Origin of the sequence: Planktothrix mougeotii LEGE 06226 (genome assembly GCF_015207485.1) — a bacterium.
Lineage (GTDB): Bacteria > Cyanobacteriota > Cyanobacteriia > Cyanobacteriales > Microcoleaceae > Planktothrix.
In genome coordinates this window covers 1-21,839 of record NZ_JADEWU010000034.1, presented here as the reverse complement: position 1 = coordinate 21,839, position 21,839 = coordinate 1, and the positions used below count along the sequence as shown (strand labels likewise).

The 21,839-nt window shown below is 40.1% G+C and carries 22 protein-coding genes, 1 rRNA gene and 1 riboswitch; of the genes, 10 read left to right on the top strand and 13 right to left on the bottom strand.

Going from position 1 to position 21,839, the window contains the following annotated elements:
* Positions 1-14 precede the first annotated feature (14 nt).
* The 4 genes from rplU to IQ236_RS15100 form a co-directional block, all read right to left on the bottom strand.
* Positions 15-392: a 50S ribosomal protein L21 gene (rplU, locus tag IQ236_RS15115; RefSeq protein WP_190523232.1), complete on the bottom strand. Its 378-nt coding sequence runs from the start codon at positions 390-392 to the stop codon at positions 15-17.
* Positions 393-770: 378 nt separating this feature from the next.
* Positions 771-1,199, bottom strand: coding sequence for a hypothetical protein (locus tag IQ236_RS15110; protein WP_193870001.1), 429 nt, complete (start codon positions 1,197-1,199; stop codon positions 771-773).
* 74 nt (positions 1,200-1,273) lie between these two features.
* Complete coding sequence (locus IQ236_RS15105) at positions 1,274-2,740, bottom strand: rhamnogalacturonan lyase family protein (RefSeq protein WP_193870000.1); 1,467 nt, start codon at positions 2,738-2,740, stop codon at positions 1,274-1,276.
* Between the two features lie 119 nt (positions 2,741-2,859).
* Complete coding sequence (locus IQ236_RS15100; RefSeq protein WP_193869999.1) at positions 2,860-4,566, bottom strand: CapA family protein; 1,707 nt, start codon at positions 4,564-4,566, stop codon at positions 2,860-2,862.
* Positions 4,567-4,711: 145 nt separating this feature from the next.
* Between IQ236_RS15100 and rfbB the strand changes: the two genes are divergently transcribed.
* Positions 4,712-5,821 carry a dTDP-glucose 4,6-dehydratase gene (rfbB, locus tag IQ236_RS15095; RefSeq protein ID WP_193869998.1) on the top strand — a complete coding sequence of 370 codons (1,110 nt, stop codon included), beginning with the start codon at positions 4,712-4,714 and terminating at the stop codon, positions 5,819-5,821.
* Positions 5,822-5,856: 35 nt separating this feature from the next.
* Here the strand turns inward: rfbB and IQ236_RS15090 are convergent, their stop codons facing one another.
* The 4 genes from IQ236_RS15090 to rpaB all read right to left on the bottom strand — a co-directional run bounded on the left by IQ236_RS15090 (position 5,857) and on the right by rpaB (position 8,479).
* The gene (locus IQ236_RS15090; protein ID WP_190523242.1) at positions 5,857-6,192 is read right to left on the bottom strand and encodes a hypothetical protein; all 336 of its coding nucleotides are present in this window, start codon (positions 6,190-6,192) and stop codon (positions 5,857-5,859) included.
* A complete protein-coding gene (locus IQ236_RS15085) occupies positions 6,164-6,577 on the bottom strand; it encodes a hypothetical protein (RefSeq protein WP_228041658.1) in 414 nt (137 codons plus the stop codon). The genes IQ236_RS15090 and IQ236_RS15085 overlap by 29 nt, the downstream gene beginning before the upstream one ends.
* A 397-nt stretch (positions 6,578-6,974) precedes the next feature.
* A complete protein-coding gene (locus IQ236_RS15080) occupies positions 6,975-7,640 on the bottom strand; it encodes a cofactor assembly of complex C subunit B (RefSeq protein ID WP_193869997.1) in 666 nt (221 codons plus the stop codon).
* A 107-nt stretch (positions 7,641-7,747) separates the two neighbouring features.
* Positions 7,748-8,479, bottom strand: a complete 732-nt coding sequence (rpaB, locus tag IQ236_RS15075; protein WP_072719259.1) for a response regulator transcription factor RpaB — start codon at positions 8,477-8,479, stop codon at positions 7,748-7,750.
* Between the two features lie 413 nt (positions 8,480-8,892).
* Between rpaB and radA the strand changes: the two genes are divergently transcribed.
* Entirely contained in the window at positions 8,893-10,506 is a 1,614-nt protein-coding gene (gene radA, locus IQ236_RS15070) for a DNA repair protein RadA (protein ID WP_193869996.1), read from the top strand.
* A 343-nt stretch (positions 10,507-10,849) separates the two neighbouring features.
* The gene (locus tag IQ236_RS15065) at positions 10,850-13,501 is read left to right on the top strand and encodes a sensor histidine kinase (RefSeq protein WP_193869995.1); all 2,652 of its coding nucleotides are present in this window, start codon (positions 10,850-10,852) and stop codon (positions 13,499-13,501) included.
* Positions 13,502-13,602: 101 nt separating this feature from the next.
* On the opposite strand, the gene IQ236_RS15060 is transcribed toward IQ236_RS15065, so the two are convergent.
* Positions 13,603-13,776, bottom strand: coding sequence for a hypothetical protein (locus IQ236_RS15060; RefSeq protein WP_186440356.1), 174 nt, complete (start codon positions 13,774-13,776; stop codon positions 13,603-13,605).
* 659 nt (positions 13,777-14,435) lie between these two features.
* Positions 14,436-14,527: riboswitch (Glutamine riboswitch) on the top strand.
* A 40-nt stretch (positions 14,528-14,567) separates the two neighbouring features.
* On the opposite strand from IQ236_RS15060, the gene IQ236_RS15055 reads away from it, so the two are divergent.
* Positions 14,568-14,774: a hypothetical protein gene (locus tag IQ236_RS15055; RefSeq protein WP_072720775.1), complete on the top strand. Its 207-nt coding sequence runs from the start codon at positions 14,568-14,570 to the stop codon at positions 14,772-14,774.
* A gap of 116 nt (positions 14,775-14,890) precedes the next feature.
* On the opposite strand, the gene IQ236_RS15050 is transcribed toward IQ236_RS15055, so the two are convergent.
* From IQ236_RS15050 to IQ236_RS15035, 4 genes are all read right to left on the bottom strand, one after another.
* Complete coding sequence (locus tag IQ236_RS15050) at positions 14,891-16,096, bottom strand: Coenzyme F420 hydrogenase/dehydrogenase, beta subunit C-terminal domain (protein ID WP_193869994.1); 1,206 nt, start codon at positions 16,094-16,096, stop codon at positions 14,891-14,893.
* 102 nt (positions 16,097-16,198) lie between these two features.
* Entirely contained in the window at positions 16,199-16,711 is a 513-nt protein-coding gene (locus IQ236_RS15045; protein ID WP_193869993.1) for a hypothetical protein, read from the bottom strand.
* A gap of 21 nt (positions 16,712-16,732) precedes the next feature.
* On the bottom strand, positions 16,733-17,167 hold the full coding sequence (locus IQ236_RS15040; RefSeq protein ID WP_193869992.1) for a hypothetical protein: 435 nt from the start codon (positions 17,165-17,167) through the stop codon (positions 16,733-16,735).
* A gap of 47 nt (positions 17,168-17,214) precedes the next feature.
* Entirely contained in the window at positions 17,215-17,460 is a 246-nt protein-coding gene (locus tag IQ236_RS15035) for an AbrB/MazE/SpoVT family DNA-binding domain-containing protein (protein ID WP_193869991.1), read from the bottom strand.
* A gap of 275 nt (positions 17,461-17,735) precedes the next feature.
* Here IQ236_RS15035 and IQ236_RS15030 point away from each other — a divergent pair, with 275 nt between their 5' ends.
* The 6 genes from IQ236_RS15030 to IQ236_RS15005 form a co-directional block, all read left to right on the top strand.
* The gene (locus IQ236_RS15030) at positions 17,736-17,948 is read left to right on the top strand and encodes a hypothetical protein (RefSeq protein ID WP_193870024.1); all 213 of its coding nucleotides are present in this window, start codon (positions 17,736-17,738) and stop codon (positions 17,946-17,948) included.
* Positions 17,949-18,063: 115 nt separating this feature from the next.
* Positions 18,064-18,438 carry an HNH endonuclease gene (locus tag IQ236_RS15025; protein ID WP_228041657.1) on the top strand — a complete coding sequence of 125 codons (375 nt, stop codon included), beginning with the start codon at positions 18,064-18,066 and terminating at the stop codon, positions 18,436-18,438.
* A 151-nt stretch (positions 18,439-18,589) separates the two neighbouring features.
* A complete protein-coding gene (locus tag IQ236_RS15020) occupies positions 18,590-19,141 on the top strand; it encodes a hypothetical protein (protein ID WP_228041656.1) in 552 nt (183 codons plus the stop codon).
* A 67-nt stretch (positions 19,142-19,208) separates the two neighbouring features.
* Positions 19,209-20,357: a PspA/IM30 family protein gene (locus IQ236_RS15015; protein ID WP_193869990.1), complete on the top strand. Its 1,149-nt coding sequence runs from the start codon at positions 19,209-19,211 to the stop codon at positions 20,355-20,357.
* A 141-nt stretch (positions 20,358-20,498) separates the two neighbouring features.
* Entirely contained in the window at positions 20,499-21,119 is a 621-nt protein-coding gene (locus IQ236_RS15010; protein ID WP_193869989.1) for a hypothetical protein, read from the top strand.
* Between the two features lie 600 nt (positions 21,120-21,719).
* Positions 21,720-21,839 (top strand): 16S ribosomal RNA (locus IQ236_RS15005); the annotation flags it as partial.

The following is a 21,839-nucleotide window of genomic DNA, read 5'->3' as shown; positions in this document are numbered from 1 at the left end:
GACGCAATGTGGTGTTACTCTTCTGTCGCTGGCCCAGACTCTGCGGGTTGTTCTTCCCGCTTCGCCACGACAGACCCATTCAGAGAAATAGAATCAATCATCAACCGAGTAATTTCTTGGCGATGACCTTGTTTTTTGCGGGTTTTCTTCTTCGGACGCATTTTATAAACAATGATTTTCCGTCCCCGCAGATGGCGCATCACAGTACCTTCAACCGTCGCCCCACTCACTAAAGGCTGACCAATTTGAACGTCGCCGTCATGATTGACTAACAGAACTTTATCAATGGTAATTTGTTCATTTTCTTCGGCGGCTAATAGTTCAATATCGTAAAACCGACCGGGTTCTACTTTGATTTGTTTACCGCCTGTTTCAATAATTGCGTAACTCATGGAATTTTGGGTTAAGGTTGCCGTACAGGTAGCCCAAAAACACTGAAAGCACGTTCAACCCTTAACAGGTTAATGAACTTTGTGTCTTTTTCGAGCGTTTGCCATGTCTGCACCTGTTCCGAGCAAGGTTTAGACACAATCTCTTATTATCGTTGATGAGTATTCATTCTGTCAAGTCCAAACCCGTAGTAAGCCCTTCAGGGCTTCAACCCAAACTTGTAGTAAGCCCTTCAGGGCTCCAACCCAAACTTGTAGTAAGCCCTTCAGGGCTCCAACCCAAACTTGTAGTAAGCCCTTCAGGGCTCCAACCCAAACTTGTAGTAAGCCCTTCAGGGCTTCAACCCAGTGTCAACAACAAAGACAAAAAATGAATTAACTTTAGCTTTTACTAACCGTTGGATTCGGTACTTTTTCAGCAGATTTATCGACAAATAGGGTATCAATATCAATAGATTCATAACCTTTTGTGGCTAATAAATTCAACATTGAACCTAATTGTACCCAAATCAATAAAGCCGTCGGAATCACAACGATTAACCCCATCAATCCTGCAATCCAATAGACGGGAAAAAACACCGCTAAACTGGAACTAACAGACAATGAGATAAATAACGTCATTCCCAAATAAGCCGCAATTAAATTGGGAGTTTTATAAGGAATAGACGTTGACCGTTGAGGACTTTCTCTCCACACCGCCACTTGATATTCCAACATATCTTTAAAAATGATTCCCCACAAGACGGCCAACACCGTTGAAGCTACAATAACAATATAAATTGGGGAAACGACAAGGGGTTCAGAGATCATAATTAATGCCAAAAAGGAAGGGTTTTTTACAATTCGTTACATAGTATATCGCTTTTGTTAAAACCAGGGAATATCTAAGGACTGTAATAATTCCAGGTCATCTTGCTCCGACGATAGCGGTTTTGCTCCCACAGGGACGCATTCTTAGGATTAGGGTTCGGTTCAGGGTTATGATAAATACGGAGTTCGTTGGTACTCAAGACGATTAATTCTTCTCGCCAATCACCCGAAACATCTGCAACATAGAGGCGATAGGTTTGTTCAGGAAATTGAATTTGATATTCACCGTTAAGGGGATCGAAAATCGCCACATCTCCCTGTTCATGACGTTCCTTGGCGGCGGCCAACTGTTTAGCTTCCCCCGTCCAATCAATCGGAAAAATCACTTCAACCCCTTTCTGTGTCCAACCTTCAGGCGCAATCTTACTAAATTCATAGTTAGAAATGAGTTGACCTTTAGCATCAAAGACAAAGGGTTTTTGATCCGTATTAAAACGACTCCGACACCAAATTTCCAATCCAGGACGACTGGGATCAAAGTCTCCCACCGCAGCATTTTGAGGTTCCCAATTTTTATAATCTGTTTCCCAAATCAGTCCTTTTTTATTGTAGAGAAACACACGATTGCGTTTAAGACGCTTGGGGGGCTGGGCGTTTTCTCTTTTTTCCCCCCCTTCTTCTAAACCCACAACTTCCAACCCAGGAATATCAGGTCGAACATCCGCAATAAAAACAGAATCAAGATGACCTTCAAGAGGAAGACTAAACAAGATATCGCCTTTTGGAGAAATTAGCGTCCCTCCTAACACTTCATCTAAGCCATCTCCATCGAGATCTCCAACCCGTGCGCCATTATGTGCATTGGCGACAAAATCATCTCTTGTCCACAAAGGTTGAGGATTATCTTGTTTGAGTAAATCTTCAATAGAATAAGCCGCAATATAACGACCCATCCGATAATCAGCATTTTCAGTGGCTTGTAGAAGTAGATCGCGATCGCCTTTTCCGCGAAAATTAGCAATTACTAAATGTTCCCACCGCTTAGTTTTTTCAGGAGAGGTAAGTTGAATTTCTCGAATTGTTTGTCCTGTTTCACCCTCAACAATCTGTAACCGCTTATCTGTGGTCAGAAACAAAACTTCTATTTTGCCATCTCCGTTGACATCAGCGGCTTGAACTCCAGGTGCGTGTAACCCCGGTAAACCTTCGCTTTCTGCTTGTGTGGTGAGTTGCACCTTAGCAGATTTTTCCCAGAGTTTTTGACCGGAATGATCATAAACCTGAATTAAACCTTGTTGCTGACCCAGAAGATTTGAACGAGACTGGGTAATAATAAAATCTTTTTGATTATTGTTATTAACATCAACCGCAATCAGTCCCCCTTGATCTTTAGATTTCATGGACAAATCTAAGGGAATCACTTTAACATTTGGATTAGGATTGCTTAAGCTTTCTTGTTGAGAAGAGGATGCTTCCCCACATCCCCAATTCAAACTGGCTAGGACTAGACTTAAGCTGAATAAGCTCAAAATTTTGTTCATCGGTGTTCTCCAACTTGAACTTTCCAGAATCCGAGTTATTGCACTGAAGCTGACTTCATCAGCACAGAAACCTATTTTAAGAACTAATTTAGCATAATTCTAAGTCAAAAGACGAATATTTAAGGTTTTTTGATTGAAATCTTGCCTTCATCATCAATTTTTAAAGGGGTTTTGGGGAAATCTTGTTGAATGAGATTGCGAATTAACTTAATACTTTTAGACTGATTATCTAAATTAGGAACCCCTTGAGAATCTAATTGAACGGGGATAATTTTTCCACTGATAAAATCTCCTTGAGGATTAACTTTTGCTTCTAAAATTAATGAATATCCTAACTCTCCAGAGGTTGATAAGGTTCGATATCCCATAAAATTTCCTAAAGAATAAGCAATTAATTTACCTTTATAAAGTTCTAATGCTCTGGCAACATGGGGGCCGTGTCCTAAGATTAAATCAGCCCCTGCATCTATCATGCTATGAGAAAATAACACTAAATTTCCGCGATTTTCTCCATAAAAATATTCCGTTTTATTCTTAACATTTAACGCACCTGTTCCTTCCGCTCCACCATGAAAAGAAATTACAACAAAATCAGCATTTTTCTGAGCTTGCTTAACTAACTTTTTGCCCGCTTCAATATTACTTAAGTTATTATGAGCGTCATAATTACTAAATCCAATAAAGGCAACTTTTACCCCTTTAACTTCATGATAAACAATTTTTCCCTTTTCTCCCACTGGCTTAATTCCCGTTTTTTGAATATTCTGAACGGTATCTTTAAAACCCGCTTCAAAAAAATCAAAAGAATGATTATTCGCAACATTCAAAATATTAAATCCGGCATCCTTCAATAAAGTCGTATATTCAGGAGGAGTGCGAAAAGCAAACACTAACCCCCGACCGATGGCTTTTGCACTATAGGGATATTTCGTTAATGTACTTTCAAAATTACCAAAAACAATATCGCCTTTTAATTCCGGTTTCACATCCGCAAATAAAGCTTTTTTATTAGAAGATAATTTATGATAAGGGTAATTCGTTCCTGGGATAATATCACCAACAGCCCGAATCGTCAGTTGTAAATCAGGATTAATCGGATTTTGCAGCGTTGTTAAGGTTAACTGCGAGACTTGATTCAGAGTTTTCAGTGTTGCGGTTTGGTGAACTGGGGAGGGTGTAGAAACGGGTTCTACTGCTAAGGATAGAGAAGGGATTTTAAGGAAATTGGTAGAGATATTTTGAGGAATTCCCGTTAAAATAGCTGTAATTTGTTGATGATTTTGGTTAACTAAAAATCCTGATAATGGCAAAACCATTAAACTAACAGAACCCGCAATTAACCAAGGTTTAGAAACTGAAATTTGAGGGTTAGGGAAAACAACTTTAGGAACCGAAATATGCAGTTTTGGACTTGAAACTTTAGGAAGGGATACCTTGAGTTGAGGCGTTTTTTGAGGTCGGGGTTGAGGTTGGGGTTGAGGTTTCGGAGGAATTGGGGGTCTGACCGGGGAAGGTTGAGGGCTAGAGACGAACTCTCTCAGAACCAGAGTTTGTGTCCAAGCGACTTTTTTCTGACCTCGACGGAATGCGGAAATCGTCACCGACCCAATACAGGCGGCATCTAACCGCATCAAACCATTATGAACCACCCGCACACAGGCTTGAGCATTGGGAACTTGGCTAGACTCCAAAACCACGCTGAGATGGTGGTCTTGACGAGTGGCTTTTGCTGTTACCCCTTTGGGTTGTAGCGCCTGATTGATTAAAATAGCAATTGCTGTTGCATCCCCGGCTTTAGCCAGGGCGATAGTCTTGTGGTCACTCACTCCAATGTCCTCACATCCGATTTAATTTCTGGCGTAATTTCCCTTAGAGAGCCATCTCAACGAGTACAATGATCAACAGTTTATCGGATCAGGGCTTTAAACGGAATCTTCAGCATGATTTTTATCCAGCAGATCTTGGGAGGATATGACATTGGCTGTTCAGTATAGCTACGATAATATAGGCACTCGTTCACCCCATCGCATCATGGTTACCGGGGGGGCGGGGTTTATCGGTTCAAACTTTGTCCATCATTGGTTTAGTGCGTATCCCGATGACCGGGTTGTGGTTTTAGATGCGTTGACCTATGCGGGAAATCGCAAGAATTTAGCCAGTTTGGAGAATAACCCGAATTTTCGATTTGTCGAAGGGAATATTTGCGATCGCACTTTAATTGATCGTCTGTTACAAGAAGAACAGATCAATACTATTGCCCATTTTGCCGCAGAATCCCATGTTGATCGGTCAATTCTTGGCCCTGATGCGTTTGTGCAAACCAATGTCGTTGGGACGTTTACCCTTTTAGAAGCCTTTCGTCAATATTGGTTAGCCCAAGGTCAACCAGACCATTATCGGTTTCTGCACGTTTCAACCGATGAAGTTTATGGTAGTCTCGGCCCAAATGATCATGCGTTTACAGAAAAGACGCCTTATGCTCCTAATAGTCCCTATTCTGCCTCAAAAGCCGGAAGTGATCATTTAGCCAGGGCTTATTATCATACCTACGGAATGCCCACCGTTATTACTAATTGTTCTAATAATTACGGCCCCTATCATTATCCTGAAAAACTGATTCCGTTAATGTGTATTAACGCTTTATTAGGGAAACCGCTTCCGGTTTATGGGGATGGTCAAAATGTGCGAGATTGGTTGTATGTTTTAGATCATTGTCGGGCTTTAGATACGGTAATTCATCATGGCAGACCGGGAGAAACTTATAATATTGGGGGAAATAATGAAGTTAAGAATATTGATTTAGTTAAAATATTATGTCGGATTATGGATGAATTAGCCGTACATTTACCGATAAAACCGTCTAATCAATTAATTACTTTTGTTAAAGATAGACCCGGACATGATCGACGATATGCCATTGATGCCACTAAAATTAAAACGGAATTAGGCTGGGCTCCATTAGTTACCGTTGAAGAAGGATTACGTCAAACCGTCGGCTGGTATTTAACCCATCGCCATTGGTGGGAGCCCTTATTATCTGAGGAATATCAAGCTTATTATCGACAGGTTTATCCGTCCTAAAACCGTAGAGACGTTGTATACAACGTCTCTACTTTCTAAAAATCATTTAATTCAGCAATAATATCTAAACTATCTTTATTGGCTTTAGGAAGGGGACAAATAATATCCTGTAAATATAATTTACCTTCTTGATAGTAGAGATAAAGTTTCCAGCGTTCAGCATCATCAATTCGGGCGCAATAAAGGGGAATTTGTATTCCTTTAATTCGTTTCAGTTTAGTCTTAAAAAATCGTTGATAGCGATAACAAGATTCATCCTGTAATTCTGCTAAAACTTCTAAAAATCGACCTCGAAGTTGGGGGGGAAGCAGGGTTAACGCTTTACGAATAATTCCCCGTTCATCAACCAGTGACGGCGACAACTGTACCATTGTTTGATTGAACCTCCATAAAGTCCGTAGATTGTAAGAAAGATTGATAAAGGGATTTTCCAACTTGTTGATAGACTTGGGCTGCAACTTGACTATCTACCACTCTAAATAATGTAATAATCGTGCGATTAAATAAAGGATCATCATCAATTGTTAAAATCACTCGTAAGTAATAATTAACAATAAAAGAATAGAGAGAGGAAGCATAATCCCCTAGTAAATCAAATTGATAAAATTGATGAAGTCGTCTTTCTCGATACCCTTTAACTTGTAATAAACAGGAAGAATATTCATGAAGCTGTTGCAAAATCAGTGTTTGTTCCGCTTCACTATAGGTTTTTAAATCCTCTTCAAATTCTTCAGTAGACTCAAATATTATCTCCATAACCTAGACTCCAAAGTCAACATTTTAACGGTTTTACAAATTAACAGAGAATTCAATTGTGCTATCCTACTTCATCATCTGTAAAATCCTTCTATTCCCGATTCCCTACTCTACCGAATATTTTACGGGTAAAGTTCCCCTGTGGAAAAAATGTGATCTGTTAATCGCAAAAAATTAAGATTTTCTCAACTTTCTTGGATTTTGTCCACTGACTTCAGCCTCAGTTGTCTTCCAAACTCTCTAAATTGAACCCAAACTGAGTCAAGATTCAAGCTAGAAAATTAGAATTCTTTTAAATGTCTGGATGAGGTTTGAACTGAGCTATTACCCATTTGTTCATCATATTATATAAAATACCCGGACAGTCATTGTATCGGGGTATGCCATTTTAAAATTCCTAGATCAAAGTTGACGTTTCATTCAGTAAATTGGACAAGGTATTCGCTAACTTATCCCCAATTCCTTCCACCCAATTTTCATCTTGTTTGGTATAACTCCGAGGTGCATTAGCCCCTAAAATTAAAACCCCCTGATTTCCTAGGGGTTGACAAATCACCCCCTGGGTATTTTCGGGTAAATAATCAAATTCAATTCGCCCCGGATATAACGCTAAATTGACTAAATAGACAGGTTTTTGTTTCTCTAAAACTCGTTGTAAAATCGGCCCTGGATTAACAGTAGGATTGTTCCCTAATACTCCTCGCCGTAATAAAACTTCACCTTGATAATAAACCACAAGAGAACGGGTGATAGTATTTGTTAATAATAGATGAGAAGCCCAAGCTAATTCAGTTTTAACAAATTCAGGTAAATCCGGTTTCAATTCAAACCCCTGTTCTCCGATTAACTCAACCGCATCCGGGGATCTCGGTTGAATTTGTTGCCACAATAACCCCGTTAAAATCAACACCGCACTTAAAATGACCCCCAAGGCATCAGAACGCGCTTGAGAGTCCAATAATTCTGGGGTTAGAACCCGATTGATCAGGAGTAGCACCCCCCCTAAACTTCCTGCAAATATCGGTAATAATCGTAAAACCCGATTCCGATCTGATGTCGCCATAACTGCATCTGAATTAAGCTGAAAGAGTAATTACGAATTAGAAATTACGAATTACGAGTTAAATTAACTACTTAATTCTTAATTCTTAATTCGTAATTCTTAATTATTTAACCGACTTCCCCCGGTTCAATAATGCGTTGGAACAAATAACCAGTTCCCCTGGCCGTTAAGATTAATTCAGGATTACTGGGATCATCTTCCAACTTAGCCCGGAGACGAGAAATATGAACATCCACGACACGGGTATCAACGTGACGTTCTGGGGTATATCCCCAGACTTCTTGTAAAATTTCAGACCGAGAGAAAGGTTCACCAGAACGACTGACTAAAAGTTCTAATAAACTAAATTCCATCCCCGTTAAGCGGATGCGTTCATCTCCCTTGTAAACCTGTCGCTTGTTGGTATCAATTCTAATATTGCTAACATGAATGACACCGGAACTGGGAATCCCCGATGCGCCATTTTTGTCAATACGACGTAAGACTGAACGAATTCTCGCTTCCAGTTCCTTGGGAGAAAACGGTTTAACCACATAATCATCCGCCCCCAACTCTAGCCCGGTAATCCGATCTGCGACATCCCCCAAGGCCGTTAGCATAATAATCGGGATATCGGATTCCTTGCGTAACTCTTGGCAAACGCCATACCCATCTAATTTGGGCATCATCACATCCAAGACCACTAAATCCGGGTCAGTTTTGCGGAACGTCTCTAAGGCTTCTTCTCCATCGGCGGCGGTAACGACATCGTAACCAATCATGGAAAGGCGAGTTTCCAAAATCCGACGGATACTGGCCTCATCATCAACAACCAAAATTTTTTCTTTATGATTTTCCAATGGATTTCAACGCTCCCTTAGTTGCATTAAGTTACAGTTTAGATAGAACAACAGTAAGACTCGCAACCCTGAATCTAAGGAATTTCTAGCTGACAACCACACCCATTGCCTTGGGGTAAGGCCTTAGCCTACGGTATGAACTCGTGGCTGGCGCGACTGTACTAGGCGAATCTCAACTTATGTTAAGTTTAGTTTGAGAAATGTATTGATTTTTTTACCTTATCATTAAGGGAACCCCCATGGAGATCCCCAATTATATCCCCGTATTCCTGGGACATCGATCACTAGCTGTAACAAAAGTTTAATCACTATTCTTGCCAAGATGAATCAGCTTTAAACTTTTTTAAAGTTGCTCTAATTAAAAGTTGTTGTGTTTTAAGGTTTTCTTGCATTTCACTTGATGATTCTCAACCATGGCAAAATCTCGCACCCTTTATGTTTGTCACGAATGTGGCGCCGAATTTCCTCAATATTTTGGTCGGTGCTCTGCTTGTCATGCGTGGAATTCTTTGGAAGAACAAGTTGAACAACCGCCTCCGACCTCTTTGCAACGCTTTAGTTGGAGTAACCTGAGCCCAGAACACCCAGAGGGTTCACCGGAAGTGACTAAACCCGGACAACCTCGATCTTCCTTCCGATTATCCCAAATTTCCGATCAATCCCAATCCCGGATGCCATCAGGTTATGGAGAATTAGATCGGGTTTTGGGAGGGGGTATTGTTCCAGGTTCTTTAGTCTTAATCGGAGGTGAACCCGGAATTGGCAAGTCTACGCTGTTGTTACAAGTGGCAAATCGTTTATCCCACAGCAGTCGGGTACTCTATGTCTCAGCCGAAGAGTCGGGACAGCAAGTAAAATTGCGATCGCAACGTTTAGGGGTGGGTGTGGATGAGGAAACAGACCCCTCACCTGAACCAGAAAACGGCAATTCCCAACCTTCTGCTACAACAGTTGATCCCTTTAGTGAACAGCTTAAAGGTCGGCGACAGAAAAAGTCAAATTCCCCAGAAAATGGGCAAAAAAATCCTCCCCCGAAGTCTGAATCTGTGACACCCCAACATCACGAAGACAACTTATACTTACTTCCTGAAACGGATTTAGAAGTGATTTTAAGAGAATTAGAATCTTTAAAACCGCAGTTAGCCGTTATTGATAGTATTCAAACCATTTATTTCGCCAGTCTCACCTCTGCACCGGGTTCGGTGGCGCAGGTACGGGAATGCACCTCTGCTTTAATGCAAGTCGCAAAACGGGAAAATATTACCTTATTAATTGTTGGTCATGTCACTAAAGATGGAGGCATTGCAGGGCCGAGGGTTTTGGAACATTTAGTTGATACGGTATTATATTTTGAGGGCGATCGCTTTGCCTCCCATCGGTTATTACGGTCAATGAAAAATCGGTTTGGAGCGACCCATGAAATCGGGGTATTTGAAATGGTCGCCCATGGATTAAAAGAAGTTTCTAATCCCTCAGAATTATTCTTAGGAAATCGAGATGAATTTGCTCCGGGGACTTCAACGGTGGTGGCGTTAGAAGGGACTCGGCCCATTGTGGTGGAAATTCAAGCGTTAGTCAGTCCCGCTAGTTACGGTTCGGCCCGACGAGCAACAACCGGGGTAGACAGTAGCCGCTTATTACAAATTTTAGCGGTATTAGAAAAACGGGTGGGGATTCCGTTGTCTAAATTGGATGCTTATGTAGCCTCGGTGGGGGGCTTAAAAGTGGAAGAACCCGCAGCAGATTTGGGGATAGCCATTGCTATTGTTGCCAGTTTTCGGGATCGCGTGGTTGATCCCCGAACCATTTTAATCGGGGAAATCGGGTTAGGAGGACAGGTGCGTCCGGTGTCCCAACTGGAACTTAGACTGCGGGAGGCGGCCAAATTGGGATTTAAACGGGCGATTATCCCCAGAGGTCAAAGTCCTGCGGATTTAGGGTTACAAATTCTTCCGGTGGGGAAAGTGATTGATGCGATTATCGCTTCCATTCCGGCTCAACCCCCAACCCTTAATGATGAATTCTGAGACTGAATCTTAAGTATCTACCTGCGAGTCTCGCTGACTCTTGTGATATTTCTGGAATCGAATCTGTTAAACTATTAATCATCCGGGATATTTTTAGGGTGGGCTTGATTAATACCCTAATGCGTGACTGATCTAACCTTAGTTAAAAAATCAGTAGATTTAGGGACAATTCGTATTCGTTCTATACAGGAATTCAAAGCAAAATTGTCAACGGCTTTTTCGCTTTTTCCCATCTATTTTTAAAGCATAGGCAATCTAAATCAAACTCAAGCAATTCCCCAAGAAGCAATCTAAACTAGAAATTCAGGGTTACTCACTCCACATCAGCTTACTCATAACGACAATGTTAATGAAATCCCTTGAACGTGCGAAGGTCACCAATGGCCGATACCTCGGTGCAGTGGGTTTGATGGCGATAGCCTACTGGCTCATTGGGAAGCTGACCATTGAATATTTAATGTTGAGTCCTACCCAAACCTTATTTTTGCCGACAGCAGGAGTCGCCCAAGGGATTATTCTGTTGTCTGGTTATCGATATTGGCCCGCAATTACCCTCGGTTGCTTTTTTTCCCTTCTCGGAACAGAACAAATCCCCCTAATAGTGGTGGTATTTTCCAGTGTAGGAGCCACATTACAAGCGTGTTTAGGGACTCACTTACTGCATCATCTGGGCTTTTCCCCGGAACTGAAACGTCTCAAAGATGTTCTGGGATTAATGATTTTAGCAGGAGTCATTGCCACCCTGATTCATCCCACAATTACCCTGCTCGTGGGTTGTTTAAATGGCTGGTTATTGTGGAAAGATTTTGGAGAAACTTGGGTGGCGGGATGGCTGGGAAATGCTATTGGGGTATTAGTGGTAACTCCGGTACTATTAACCTGGGGAAGTGAATTTCAACGGTATTACTATCGCTGCAAAACTCCGGCCTCCCCATTTTCATCTTTCCTCAACGCATTGTCTCAAAGTTTACCTTTAGGAACAACACGGTTACGCTTAATTGAACGGTCTCCTCGTCAATTTTTGTGGATGCGTCAGGTCGAGGTTGGGATTTGGTTATTACTATTATTCGCCTTAAATTGGTTTGTATTTTGTTCTCGCACCCGCTCCGCAACCATTAGTTTTCCCTTGGAATATTTACCCTTTCCTTTTTTTGTTTGGGCTTCTTTACGATTTGGTCAACGGGGAACGGCACTCGGCCATTTTATTACCGCCAGTTTTGCGGTTTGGGGTGTAGCCCGTGAAAGTGGGCCGTTTTTTAGTCGGGGTACGGATACGCCTCAAATTTTTTCGTTGCAGGCGTTTATTTTGGTGATCGCCGTTACAGGTTTAGTGTTAGCAGCAACGGTGACAGAACGTCAACAAGCAGAAATTAGCTTGAGAAATAGTGAAGCGAGTTTAGCCAATGCTCAACGCATTGCCAAGTTAGGTCATTGGGATTTGACCATCAGTAGTTATGAATTATTTTGGTCGGATGAACTTTATCGGATGTTAGGAACAACCCCCCAGGGTGTTAAACCTAGTTTTCCTCAATTTTTAGAATTTGTTCATCCTCAAGACCGAAGATTTGTACAACATTATATTGATCAAGCTTTATTTCAACAAAAACCTTACTGTATTGATTATCGTTTGAAATTAATCAATGGTGAGGAACGGATTGTTTTTGAACAGGCGGTGATTACTTCGAGTCACATTACGAGTACAATTCAAGATATTACGGATCGGAAAAAAGCAGAAAATGCTTTAAGAGCCAGCGAAGAACGATTTTACAAAACCTTTAGCGCCAGTCCGATTGGGATTAGTATTATGACGTTGGTTGAGGAGTTATTTTTAGATGTTAATGATAGTTTTTTACGTCAAATTGGTTGGAATCGAGAAGATGTTCTGCATCACACTCCCGAAGAATTAAAGATGTGGGTTTATCCTCAACAACATCTCAAGCTGAAAAAACAATTACAACGTCAAAATCAGATTAGTAATGTTGAGTTAAAAGTTCGCCAAAAATCAGGACGGATTCGAGATTGGTTAGTCTCGATTGAATTAATTGATTTAGAGGGAATTTCCTGTTTACTGATGATGGCGAATGATATTACGGAACGTCAACAGGCAGAGGATCTCAGAACGGCAAAAGAAGCTGCCGAATCAGCTAACCATGCTAAAAGTTTATTTTTAGCGAATATGAGTCATGAACTTCGCACCCCCCTGAATGCAATTTTAGGCTACAGTGAATTGTTAATTGAAGATGCTGAAGAGTTAAACCAAGATGAATTGGTCGGAGATTTAAAAAATATTTATGTGGCAGGACAACATTTATTAACGTTAATTAGTGAAATTTTAGATTTCTCTAAAATAGAAGCGGGTCGCATGAATTTCCATTTAGAAACCTTTAAAGTCGCTACACTGCTTTGGGAAGTGGAAACCACGGTTGCACCTTCGGTGGCGAAGAATTTTAATGAGTTTATTTTAGACGTGGCAGAAGATGTAGATTTGATGCACACTGATTTAACGAAAGTTCGTCAATGCTTATTAAATCTTCTTAGTAATGCGTGCAAATTTACCGAAAATGGTCAAATCACCTTAAAAGTTTTTCAACAAGGAATCGATCAGGTTAATCTGAATGGAAATCCTACCCTAGACTCAGAATTACTAAGTTTAAATGAGGAAGGCATTAATGAAGCTTGTTCTCTCCCCGATGTCCCTAAAACCTGTTCAACGGTTATTGTTTTTCAAGTGATTGATACCGGAATTGGCATGACCCCTAAACAGTTAGTAACGGTTTTTAATCCCTTTACTCAAGCTGACGAAAGCACCACTCGCCGTTATGGTGGAACAGGTTTAGGGTTAACCATTACTCAAAAATTATGTCAAATGATGGGTGGGGATTTATCAGTGATTAGTGAGTTGGGTAAAGGTTCCACATTCACGATGAAACTCCCCAAAATCTTGCGTTGTTTGCCCGGAACCTCAGAAGATACTGCCTCTGATTCAGATTTTTAAACAACAAGGGAAGAACAGCAGAGAAGTGAAATCAGCCCCAAGTAGGTCTAACGACTGGTCACTGATAACTGATTACACGCTTCTTCTGCCTGATTTCTTTTTCAACAACGAAGGGAAAGTCCTGGTGCATAAGCTTCCACAACTTTACCCGTCACAGAACAGGTAATCATTAAGTAGTCGCAACGATGACATTGAGTTTGGGTGATTTTGTGGGTGTAAGACCGTTCTGCTAAAGTTCCGCAGTTAGGACAACGAACCGTTTGTTTAGTAGCCATTTTTAATCCTTTGGGTTCCAGCCCATTTATAATTTTTTGTCAAAATCAATTTTTATTCTGCTATTTTTTAAGAGTGGTAATAATAGGGAAATCGGCGAATATTCTGTTGATTCTGACAAAACAGATGGATTCGTTTCTTTTATTAATTCCTAAATTAATTTTTACACCCTAATCCTATTTTTACACTCTTTCTTTAGTCAGAAATCCTTGATCCCCAAGGATAAACCCTTGAATTTTACCCAGTCTTCCTCCATTGCTAGATTAATTCGTCGAAAAAAATTTTTTCTCTTGATCTATTCTTAGGCTGCTTTTAACGGCTTGTGGCAAAAACTTAATAAAAATTTAAGACTAGAAGCAGAATCAGCAATATTTGTTAGTGAAGAAATATTAAAGGGAGTATGAGTTGACGGTTAGTGGCTTGTCCTCATCTCTGCTCTTCCCCCATCCCCATCCCTGCTGGGAATACTCCTTCGCTTTCGCAAAGGAAAGTTGGCTCTCTTGGGTTGTCACCCCGTGAGAGGAAAATGTCGATGCCAAGGCGCGTTTATTTGTTGGTCGGGCTGTATCCGCACCCTGACTTGCTTGATAGTACAGCGTGCGAATACAGCCCGACATTCTAGTTAAATGTGGTATAATTTCAATAATAAAAATAAATAGTCATCGTTCATCTCCCCCATGCGCTGAATAGGAGGGTGATATTTTAGCGGTTTGAGGAAGACGGAAGTAGGGAATTTTCCCGAAGGAACGCACAACACTGTTTTACCTTTACCTTGAATGAAGGGTTTGTAGTGATGTTAGTACCTTCTTTGTTATCCCTTGCAATTTCCATTTTTGCAGCTTTACTGAGTGTAAGCACCAACGAAGAAATCGTTCAGGTTATTGCAAGGGGAATTGCTTTAGTTGGTTTGTTAGCGAGTTTAGTTTTAGCGCCTTGGTTGGTGTTGCTAATTTTAGCAGTCCCCCTCATGGGCCTTAAACTAGCTCAAAATCCCCAATAAAGACTCCAAATCCAGACTATAGGTTTAACTTGGAGAATTGATGGGTATCTTCGTCAATTTCATTAATTGTATTCTACCACACATAAGCATTTTAAAACTTATGCGTGGTTTTCTGGTTAAGAATTCGGCAGATGATATTGTTCTACAATTTTTTTAGCAAAATCAGGAACGTGAGCATCTAACTTTTCAGGGTGATTTCGCTTAACATAGAGATAATTGCGAGTAAAGTGAGAATCAATCGAAAACCGAGCATATTCTAACCCTCTAGGGCCGATTTTATCAATCACTACCCCCATTAATTTGGCAGCCCACATTGGTAATGTAACTGCTTTATCATAGGCGGGAATACTTTGTTGCACCGCTTGTTTGCGATTGCCTTGAGCGATAACAGGTTGAGTATCGAGTTGATCTCGAACTAAATCTAACATAAATTGTCCGGTTTCATTGCGAACTACAATCCATTGCCACCCAAACGTTGCCCCCATATATCCAACGACTAAATCCGCCAAAGAATTGACATAATCAAAGCAACTCAAACAAGAGGGTGCAAAAATATTCTTTAATTCCTTCGTATTTAACCCAAAAAAGGGAACCGTTTCTAAAGAACCATCCTCATGTTTAAAATGAACTCGAAAATCCTGCATAAATTCATAATAAACAACAGTATCTGGGGATTTACTTGTCGTTTCTAAGAATTTTTGCAATCCCGCACGGGTAACATTATCAACACAAGGCGTTCCCAAAACATAGAGTTTTTCTAACCCTAATTCTTTCTCAACCGACCGCAAAGCTTGAATTTGACAGCCGACCCCAATCACTAACAGTTTCTTTAAATTCGACTGTTCGATTTGTTCTAAAATTGATAAATTTGGGGATAAGGTAGGTTTATTAACTCTGGCTGCTAAAATTTCTTCCGGGGTTCTCGCAATTACAGGTTGGGGTTGAAAACGATCTTCTTTACTATTCTGAACACAAACCACCCCTTCCACTAACCCTCGGTTGAGCATTTCAATGGCAATGGTACTGACAATTCCTGTCCATTGTGCACCTTCAATGGGTTGTTTTTTCTTAGCTTGCATCATATCTTGATGCACCCCAAAATAAACATCATCCCAGTTGTCTAAATTGCGGCGACGTCCGTGAGCTTCTGCTTCTAATTCAGCAATTTGTTGATTTAGAAACGCACAAGCTTCTTTCACATAATGAATATAATAGGTGTCGCACAGACCGCACTCGCTACAGAGTTCTTTCGCAGGGCGACGACCCCCTGGTTTCATAGCTTTAGCTTTGAGATGTTTGGCTGGTTCTTGTAGTGAAGTCATTGATAGTTAGGTTTTGTTATTTTCCAGATTGTTCTAGCCCATATTTTACCGCAGGACGAACCAATTTGAAATGTTGTAAAACATACTCAAAAGTTTCGCGTGTTAGACTGTCATGGGGGAAGAAAAAGCTGGTTTAATAAACTCTGCCATATCTTCTATCGTGATATAACCTTGTTGCGAAGCCAATAACATTAACCCCCCCAGAATTGCTCTTAACCCTGCTAAAACTTGCTGTTTATCCAACTTATAATTATACTGATTGTACTGATCATTAAACTCCCTTAATTGACAATTAAGCTGCTCACCCTCATGGGTTAAAATAACCGTAATATGGCAACTTTCAACAAAATCTATCCGAATATTTTGACCCTGTTCTAATTGACCAATTTGTTCGGGAAAGCGATCTTCAAATAACATACAAATATCAGGGTCAAAAAATACAGTAAACTGGATCTCACCAATTTCCCAGATAACTCGTTGATTATGCTCATAACAAAAACGCCGGAACCCTAATTCAAAATCAGATAATTCTCCTAATGGATCTTCTGGAGGTAAGGCGTAATTTTCTACATTTTGATCATCAATTTTAAAACTAAAATTCGTTATTTCTTTCATGCTAATCTACCTGGCTTTGACTTATTTTGATTTAGGCTGAACAACTGGATAAGCATATTTAATTGTTCCGTCATACTTTCTCCCAATTTCAACATAATAAACGTTTTCAGTAATCCTGCTATCAGAATGATAAACTCTACCAATCGGACGATTAAACTTAATAATGTACTGCCCATAATATTTAGGGATTAACTTTTCTGCTATTACCCAATCTTGATCATTTAACCATTGTCCTTGATCCTGATTTGTACTTGCTGATCTTCCTTGTAAGTTACTGGATTTGAGCTTGGAACCATGATGGCGGATAATATGATCGTAAGCTTTACTTGATTTAGGATTATCCCATTGAGGCTCTTGACCCTTCCCTCGCCAAATACAACCACTTCCTACCTCAACTGTTGAATCAATAATATCTGCTGCAATAATTTCGATAGTTTCTTCCTCACCCGATTCCACTCAATCCTCCTGTCTGATATTTTTAATAACGAACTAAAATATTAGTATCATGTCCAATCATTTACCTCCTTATAAATAGCAGCTTCCATATCTTCTAAGGTAGCTTTTTTCATCCCAGGACGATGCCAAATCGCCGATAAACTTTCAACCGAAACATTCAGAGGAAGAATTTTTACCTGTCCATTTTCATCAATGACAAATTCCACTTTACTACCTGTATCGAGTTTCAAGTAGTCTCGAATAACTTTAGGAATTGTGACCTGTCCTTTACGGGTTACTGTGGTACTCGCCATGAGACAGAATCTTTACTAATAGTCCTTACCGTATTGTATTACATTTTTACCTAAATTCGCTGAAGTGGAGATTTTACAATTTTTACAATCAATCACTCTTAAGCAGAATTCCGATAATGTATTAATTGACACACAAATCTAAGTAGATTTACATCTCAGTATTATTAACTGGATACTCTCAAAACATCAGTAATTTTACTGATGTTTTGACTGTTGAGTTCTATTAAGATTAGAGCAGGTTAATTAAAACCCCTCTTTTACGGAAGATTAAAGTTATGAGTCAGCAACAATCTGAAGACAATTTAAAAGAAGCCGCTGCTTTTACTGCTGGGGGAGCCGCAGCAGGAGCAGGAGCAGGAGCGTTATTAGGAGGAATGGGTTTAGCGGTTGGTGGAACTGCCATTGGAATTGGTATGGCTCCTGTGGTTGCAGCAGGTGCAGTTGTTGGACTAGCTGCTTTTGGACTTAAGAAAGCACTGAAAGATTAAAGCCAATAGAAAATTGATTAACGGTAGGGTGGGTGAGTTGACAACCTTTTTGATTTCAAGCATTACATAATCGGTTATCATCCATCTCACTAAAGTTTGATGTTTCAAATAATTTATGACAAAAAAACAGCCCAATCCTTTACAAAAAATGGTAAGAGGATTTCTTCGAGATTTGATTAATAATGCTAATGAGCAAAAACCAACTAAATATTCCAAGCCAAAACCAAAAAATCTTAATCTTGACAACCCGAAATTAGAGAATAAATCTAAAAATAAAAAGCAGTCTCGTCATATCCCCGCATCAGTGAGAGTGTCTGTTTTAACTAGAGATAATTATAAATGTCGTTTTTGTGGTCGAAAATCTACACAGGTACAGCTAGAAATTGATCATATTAAGCCGTTTTCAAAAGGCGGAACTCATGAAATTAATAACTTACAGACTCTTTGTATTGACTGCAATAGAGGCAAAGGAGCGCGTATTTTAAAATAGGTTTTTATTGAATAAATGTCAATTAATGATCAACAAAAAATATCAATATTGAAGTATCACTAATAGTATTAAACTTCCGTATAAATACCAATTCCCAGATATTGTTATTTTTGTTAATTTAATATCAAGGTCAACATTTTAGGCAACCACCATGACTGACAAGGATAATCAGGATTTGCAAAACGTTGCAGAAGCGACAGGTTACGCAGCGACAGGAGCAGCAGTTGGAAGCGGAGTTGCAGCAACGGTTGGGGGAATGGGGTTAGTCGGTGGTTTTGGGGGCGTGGCGGTCGGTGCAGCACCCGTTGTAGCCGCAGGTGCAGTGGTGGGAACAGCAGCCTATGGTGCGAAAAAAGCCTTAGAAGAAGGAGATGCAACCGCGTTAGGGGCAATAGCGGTAGGTGCGGTTGGAGGTGCTGGGGTTTCTGCGGTTGTGGGTGGTATGGGTTTAGCGGTGGCGGGAACTGCCGTTGGGATTGGAATGGCCCCTGTTGTGGCAACAGGTGCGATTGTGGGGTTAGCAGGGTATGGGATTAAAAAGTTAGTCGATAATCATTTACAAAATTCTGAACAAGAACAGTTAGAAAATGCGATCGCTAATAAACTCAATGAAAATTTAGAAACTGCAAAAAAAGCGAAATTAGAAGCGGAACAAGCTGCACGAGATGAGTTTTGGAAACAAAGGGATCTAGCCGATAAATAGATAAGTTACGGAGTGAATAAATTAACGAAAAATAGCTCAAGATGTCATCTTAGAGGAGTTAAAAATCATGGGTCAACTCTTTAATCGAATGGGTCGTTTAATTAGAGCTAATGTCAACTCTTATCTCGACTCTTCAGAAACAGATTCTCGCAATTTTGCAGCAGGTTCAGCCTTTGCTACAGGGGGTGCTTTAGCAGGTGCTTCTGTTGGTCAAGTAGGAATTTTAGCAGCCGGAACAGGTTTTAGTGTTGGAACAGTTGGATTAACTGGGGCTGGTGCATTAACAGGACTTGCACTTTATGAAGCAATTAGAATGATGGTAGAAGGGGATACTTCCTCAGTGGGAGCAGCCACCGCAGGTGCAGTTGCGGGTGCAGGTTTGTCTGCTGCGATAGGGGGTATTGGAGTCGCCACAGGAGGAACAGCATTTGGTGTGGGAATGGCTTCTATGGGTGCTGCGGGAGCTATTGCTGGACTCGGTGTAGCAGGTTTAATTCGTCTTTTGAAGCAAGGAATTGATCCAGAAAAGCTGTTAGAACAAGCGGTTTTGGATATGCAAGAAGATATGATTAAGTTCCGTAAAGCGATTGTTCCAGTCATTGTTGCTCAAAAACGTCTTGAACAACAATATAATCAAACTAAAATGCAAGTTGATCAATGGCAATCACGAGCCGAACTTGCTTTAAAAAAAGGTTATGAAGATTTAGCCATAGAAGCATTAAATCGAAAACGATTATCGTTGAATACTTTAAATACAATTAAGCAGCAACTCGATACTCATACAGAAAAAGTTACTTCTTTTAAACATCAATTATTAGTTTTTGAACAAAAGGTTTCTGATGCTAAGTCTAAAAAATCATTACTAATGTCTAAAATCAAAGCTGCAAAAGCACAGATTGAAATTAATAATCGACAAGATTTGTTAGGTGAAATTAATTCTTATAATGCAACAACAGCCTTTGAACGAATGGAAGAGAAAGTTAGACAACTAGAAGCTCGTTCAGCAGCAGGAAAATTAGCAGGCTCAGATTTTGAAAGTAAATTGGCTGCTTTAGAAGCAACAAGTGAGGTTGATGATGAGTTGGCAGCATTAAAAGCACAAATTTCAAGTAATCATACAATAAGTGATCCTCATATTCAGACTAACTCATTATCAAAAACAGATGTATTTGATAATGAGTTAGAACAATTACGTCAAGAATTGGATAAAATGTAAATCAAAAATGAGGAGTAATGTCAATTATGGGTTCCCTAGATTATCGAGTAAAATTCCTAAACAGTTTTTTAACTCTTGATGTTTATGATAGGATAAATTTCTAGTTCCTTCCACAACCAATAGTCGATAGTCCCCAACTTTATGCAAAATGATATTCTCTTGTTAGAAAAAGTAGCTAAATTTGTGTTAACGGGTCAAGAACAAAAAATCGACTCTCATATTGTTGCTGAAAGTTTAATTCGATGTGAACATTGGGCTAAAAAAAACAAAGAACACTATAGTTTTGAATCCTTAGTTGGAACTTGGCGACTGTGTTGGGTAAGTGGAACCCATAAACTCCGTAAAAAAGCCGGAGTTTTTATCGGAAGCGGGTTTTATATTCCTCGATTTTTAAGTCTACAAATTATCTATTCTCAATATCCCCATCCCCTGTTACCCTTCAATCCACCCTCGAAAATAGATGCAGGAATTATTCAAAATTCTGTTCAGTTGGATGGGTTGAATTTAATCCTAACTGGCCCTGCTAAATTTGTAGAAAAAAACAATATTCTAGCTTTTGACTTTACCTGTCTTACGGCTAAATTCTTAGGATTAAACCTCTACAATGGAAAAATGCCTGGAACTCCAAGTAATGCTCAACAATTTTATCAAGATTCTATCAAAAAACAAGCTTTTTTTGCCTTTTTTGTAATCACCCCTAATCTTATTGCTGCTAGGGGAAGAGGTGGTGGTGTTGCACTGTGGGCAAAAGTAAGTACATGATCCTAAATCGACTCAATAATAAACGAATGTCAGGGGGTAGTCATACTCAGAAGGAGTTTATTGCCGGATTCCGTTCGTTATCCCGTCGCTGATGACTATATATTATCGTTCTAAATTCTCGCAGGCAAAACACACTCCCATCAATACTTATCCTTTTGCCATCGGTGCTTAGGGTCTATACGATGCCCTAAGTAACCTTTATGAATGGACAAGCAACCTACCTTGAAGTTAGGAAAGATTCCAGCCCTAGGCCTACGTTCAAAAAATTTTCGCTGGATTTTCGCTATGCCCCCAGTTAAATTTCCAAGCTCTCCAAGATCTGGAGAAACTACAACCCTTGCCAGACAAGGATTTCCCCTGGATCAAAAAAAAGTTAAGAAAAGGGGTTGACAAAGCCGAAGAGATTAGATACATTGGTAAATGCGCTTGAGAGACGAAAGAACCGAAAGCGCACCGAACCTAGAAAAAAAAATACGTTTGAAAGTCGAATTAACGAACTCCTAGTCAAAAAACTATCGGAGGAATCAGTTAAAAGACTGAGGACTCCCAAAAGATAACATGACTAGCAAGTCTAGTCAACAGAAGAGCTACAAATTCTTCAAAATGGAGAGTTTGATCCTGGCTCAGGATGAACGCTGGCGGTCTGCTTAACACATGCAAGTCGAACGGAAGTAGCAATACTTTAGTGGCGGACGGGTGAGTAACACGTAAGAACCTGCC

Excerpts from the sequence above, each read along its gene's own strand:
- rplU (WP_190523232.1), bottom strand. The coding sequence starts at position 392 with ATGAGTTACGCAATTATTGAAACAGGCGGTAAACAAATCAAAGTAGAA.
- IQ236_RS15110 (WP_193870001.1), bottom strand. The coding sequence starts at position 1,199 with ATGATCTCTGAACCCCTTGTCGTTTCCCCAATTTATATTGTTATTGTA.
- IQ236_RS15105 (WP_193870000.1), bottom strand. The coding sequence starts at position 2,740 with ATGAACAAAATTTTGAGCTTATTCAGCTTAAGTCTAGTCCTAGCCAGT.
- rfbB (WP_193869998.1), top strand. The coding sequence starts at position 4,712 with ATGACATTGGCTGTTCAGTATAGCTACGATAATATAGGCACTCGTTCA.
- IQ236_RS15090 (WP_190523242.1), bottom strand. The coding sequence starts at position 6,192 with ATGGTACAGTTGTCGCCGTCACTGGTTGATGAACGGGGAATTATTCGT.
- IQ236_RS15085 (WP_228041658.1), bottom strand. The coding sequence starts at position 6,577 with ATGGAGATAATATTTGAGTCTACTGAAGAATTTGAAGAGGATTTAAAA.
- IQ236_RS15080 (WP_193869997.1), bottom strand. The coding sequence starts at position 7,640 with ATGGCGACATCAGATCGGAATCGGGTTTTACGATTATTACCGATATTT.
- radA (WP_193869996.1), top strand. The coding sequence starts at position 8,893 with ATGGCAAAATCTCGCACCCTTTATGTTTGTCACGAATGTGGCGCCGAA.
- IQ236_RS15065 (WP_193869995.1), top strand. The coding sequence starts at position 10,850 with ATGTTAATGAAATCCCTTGAACGTGCGAAGGTCACCAATGGCCGATAC.
- IQ236_RS15060 (WP_186440356.1), bottom strand. The coding sequence starts at position 13,776 with ATGGCTACTAAACAAACGGTTCGTTGTCCTAACTGCGGAACTTTAGCA.
- IQ236_RS15055 (WP_072720775.1), top strand. The coding sequence starts at position 14,568 with ATGTTAGTACCTTCTTTGTTATCCCTTGCAATTTCCATTTTTGCAGCT.
- IQ236_RS15050 (WP_193869994.1), bottom strand. The coding sequence starts at position 16,096 with ATGACTTCACTACAAGAACCAGCCAAACATCTCAAAGCTAAAGCTATG.
- IQ236_RS15045 (WP_193869993.1), bottom strand. The coding sequence starts at position 16,711 with ATGAAAGAAATAACGAATTTTAGTTTTAAAATTGATGATCAAAATGTA.
- IQ236_RS15035 (WP_193869991.1), bottom strand. The coding sequence starts at position 17,460 with ATGGCGAGTACCACAGTAACCCGTAAAGGACAGGTCACAATTCCTAAA.
- IQ236_RS15030 (WP_193870024.1), top strand. The coding sequence starts at position 17,736 with ATGAGTCAGCAACAATCTGAAGACAATTTAAAAGAAGCCGCTGCTTTT.
- IQ236_RS15025 (WP_228041657.1), top strand. The coding sequence starts at position 18,064 with ATGACAAAAAAACAGCCCAATCCTTTACAAAAAATGGTAAGAGGATTT.
- IQ236_RS15020 (WP_228041656.1), top strand. The coding sequence starts at position 18,590 with ATGACTGACAAGGATAATCAGGATTTGCAAAACGTTGCAGAAGCGACA.
- IQ236_RS15015 (WP_193869990.1), top strand. The coding sequence starts at position 19,209 with ATGGGTCAACTCTTTAATCGAATGGGTCGTTTAATTAGAGCTAATGTC.
- IQ236_RS15010 (WP_193869989.1), top strand. The coding sequence starts at position 20,499 with ATGCAAAATGATATTCTCTTGTTAGAAAAAGTAGCTAAATTTGTGTTA.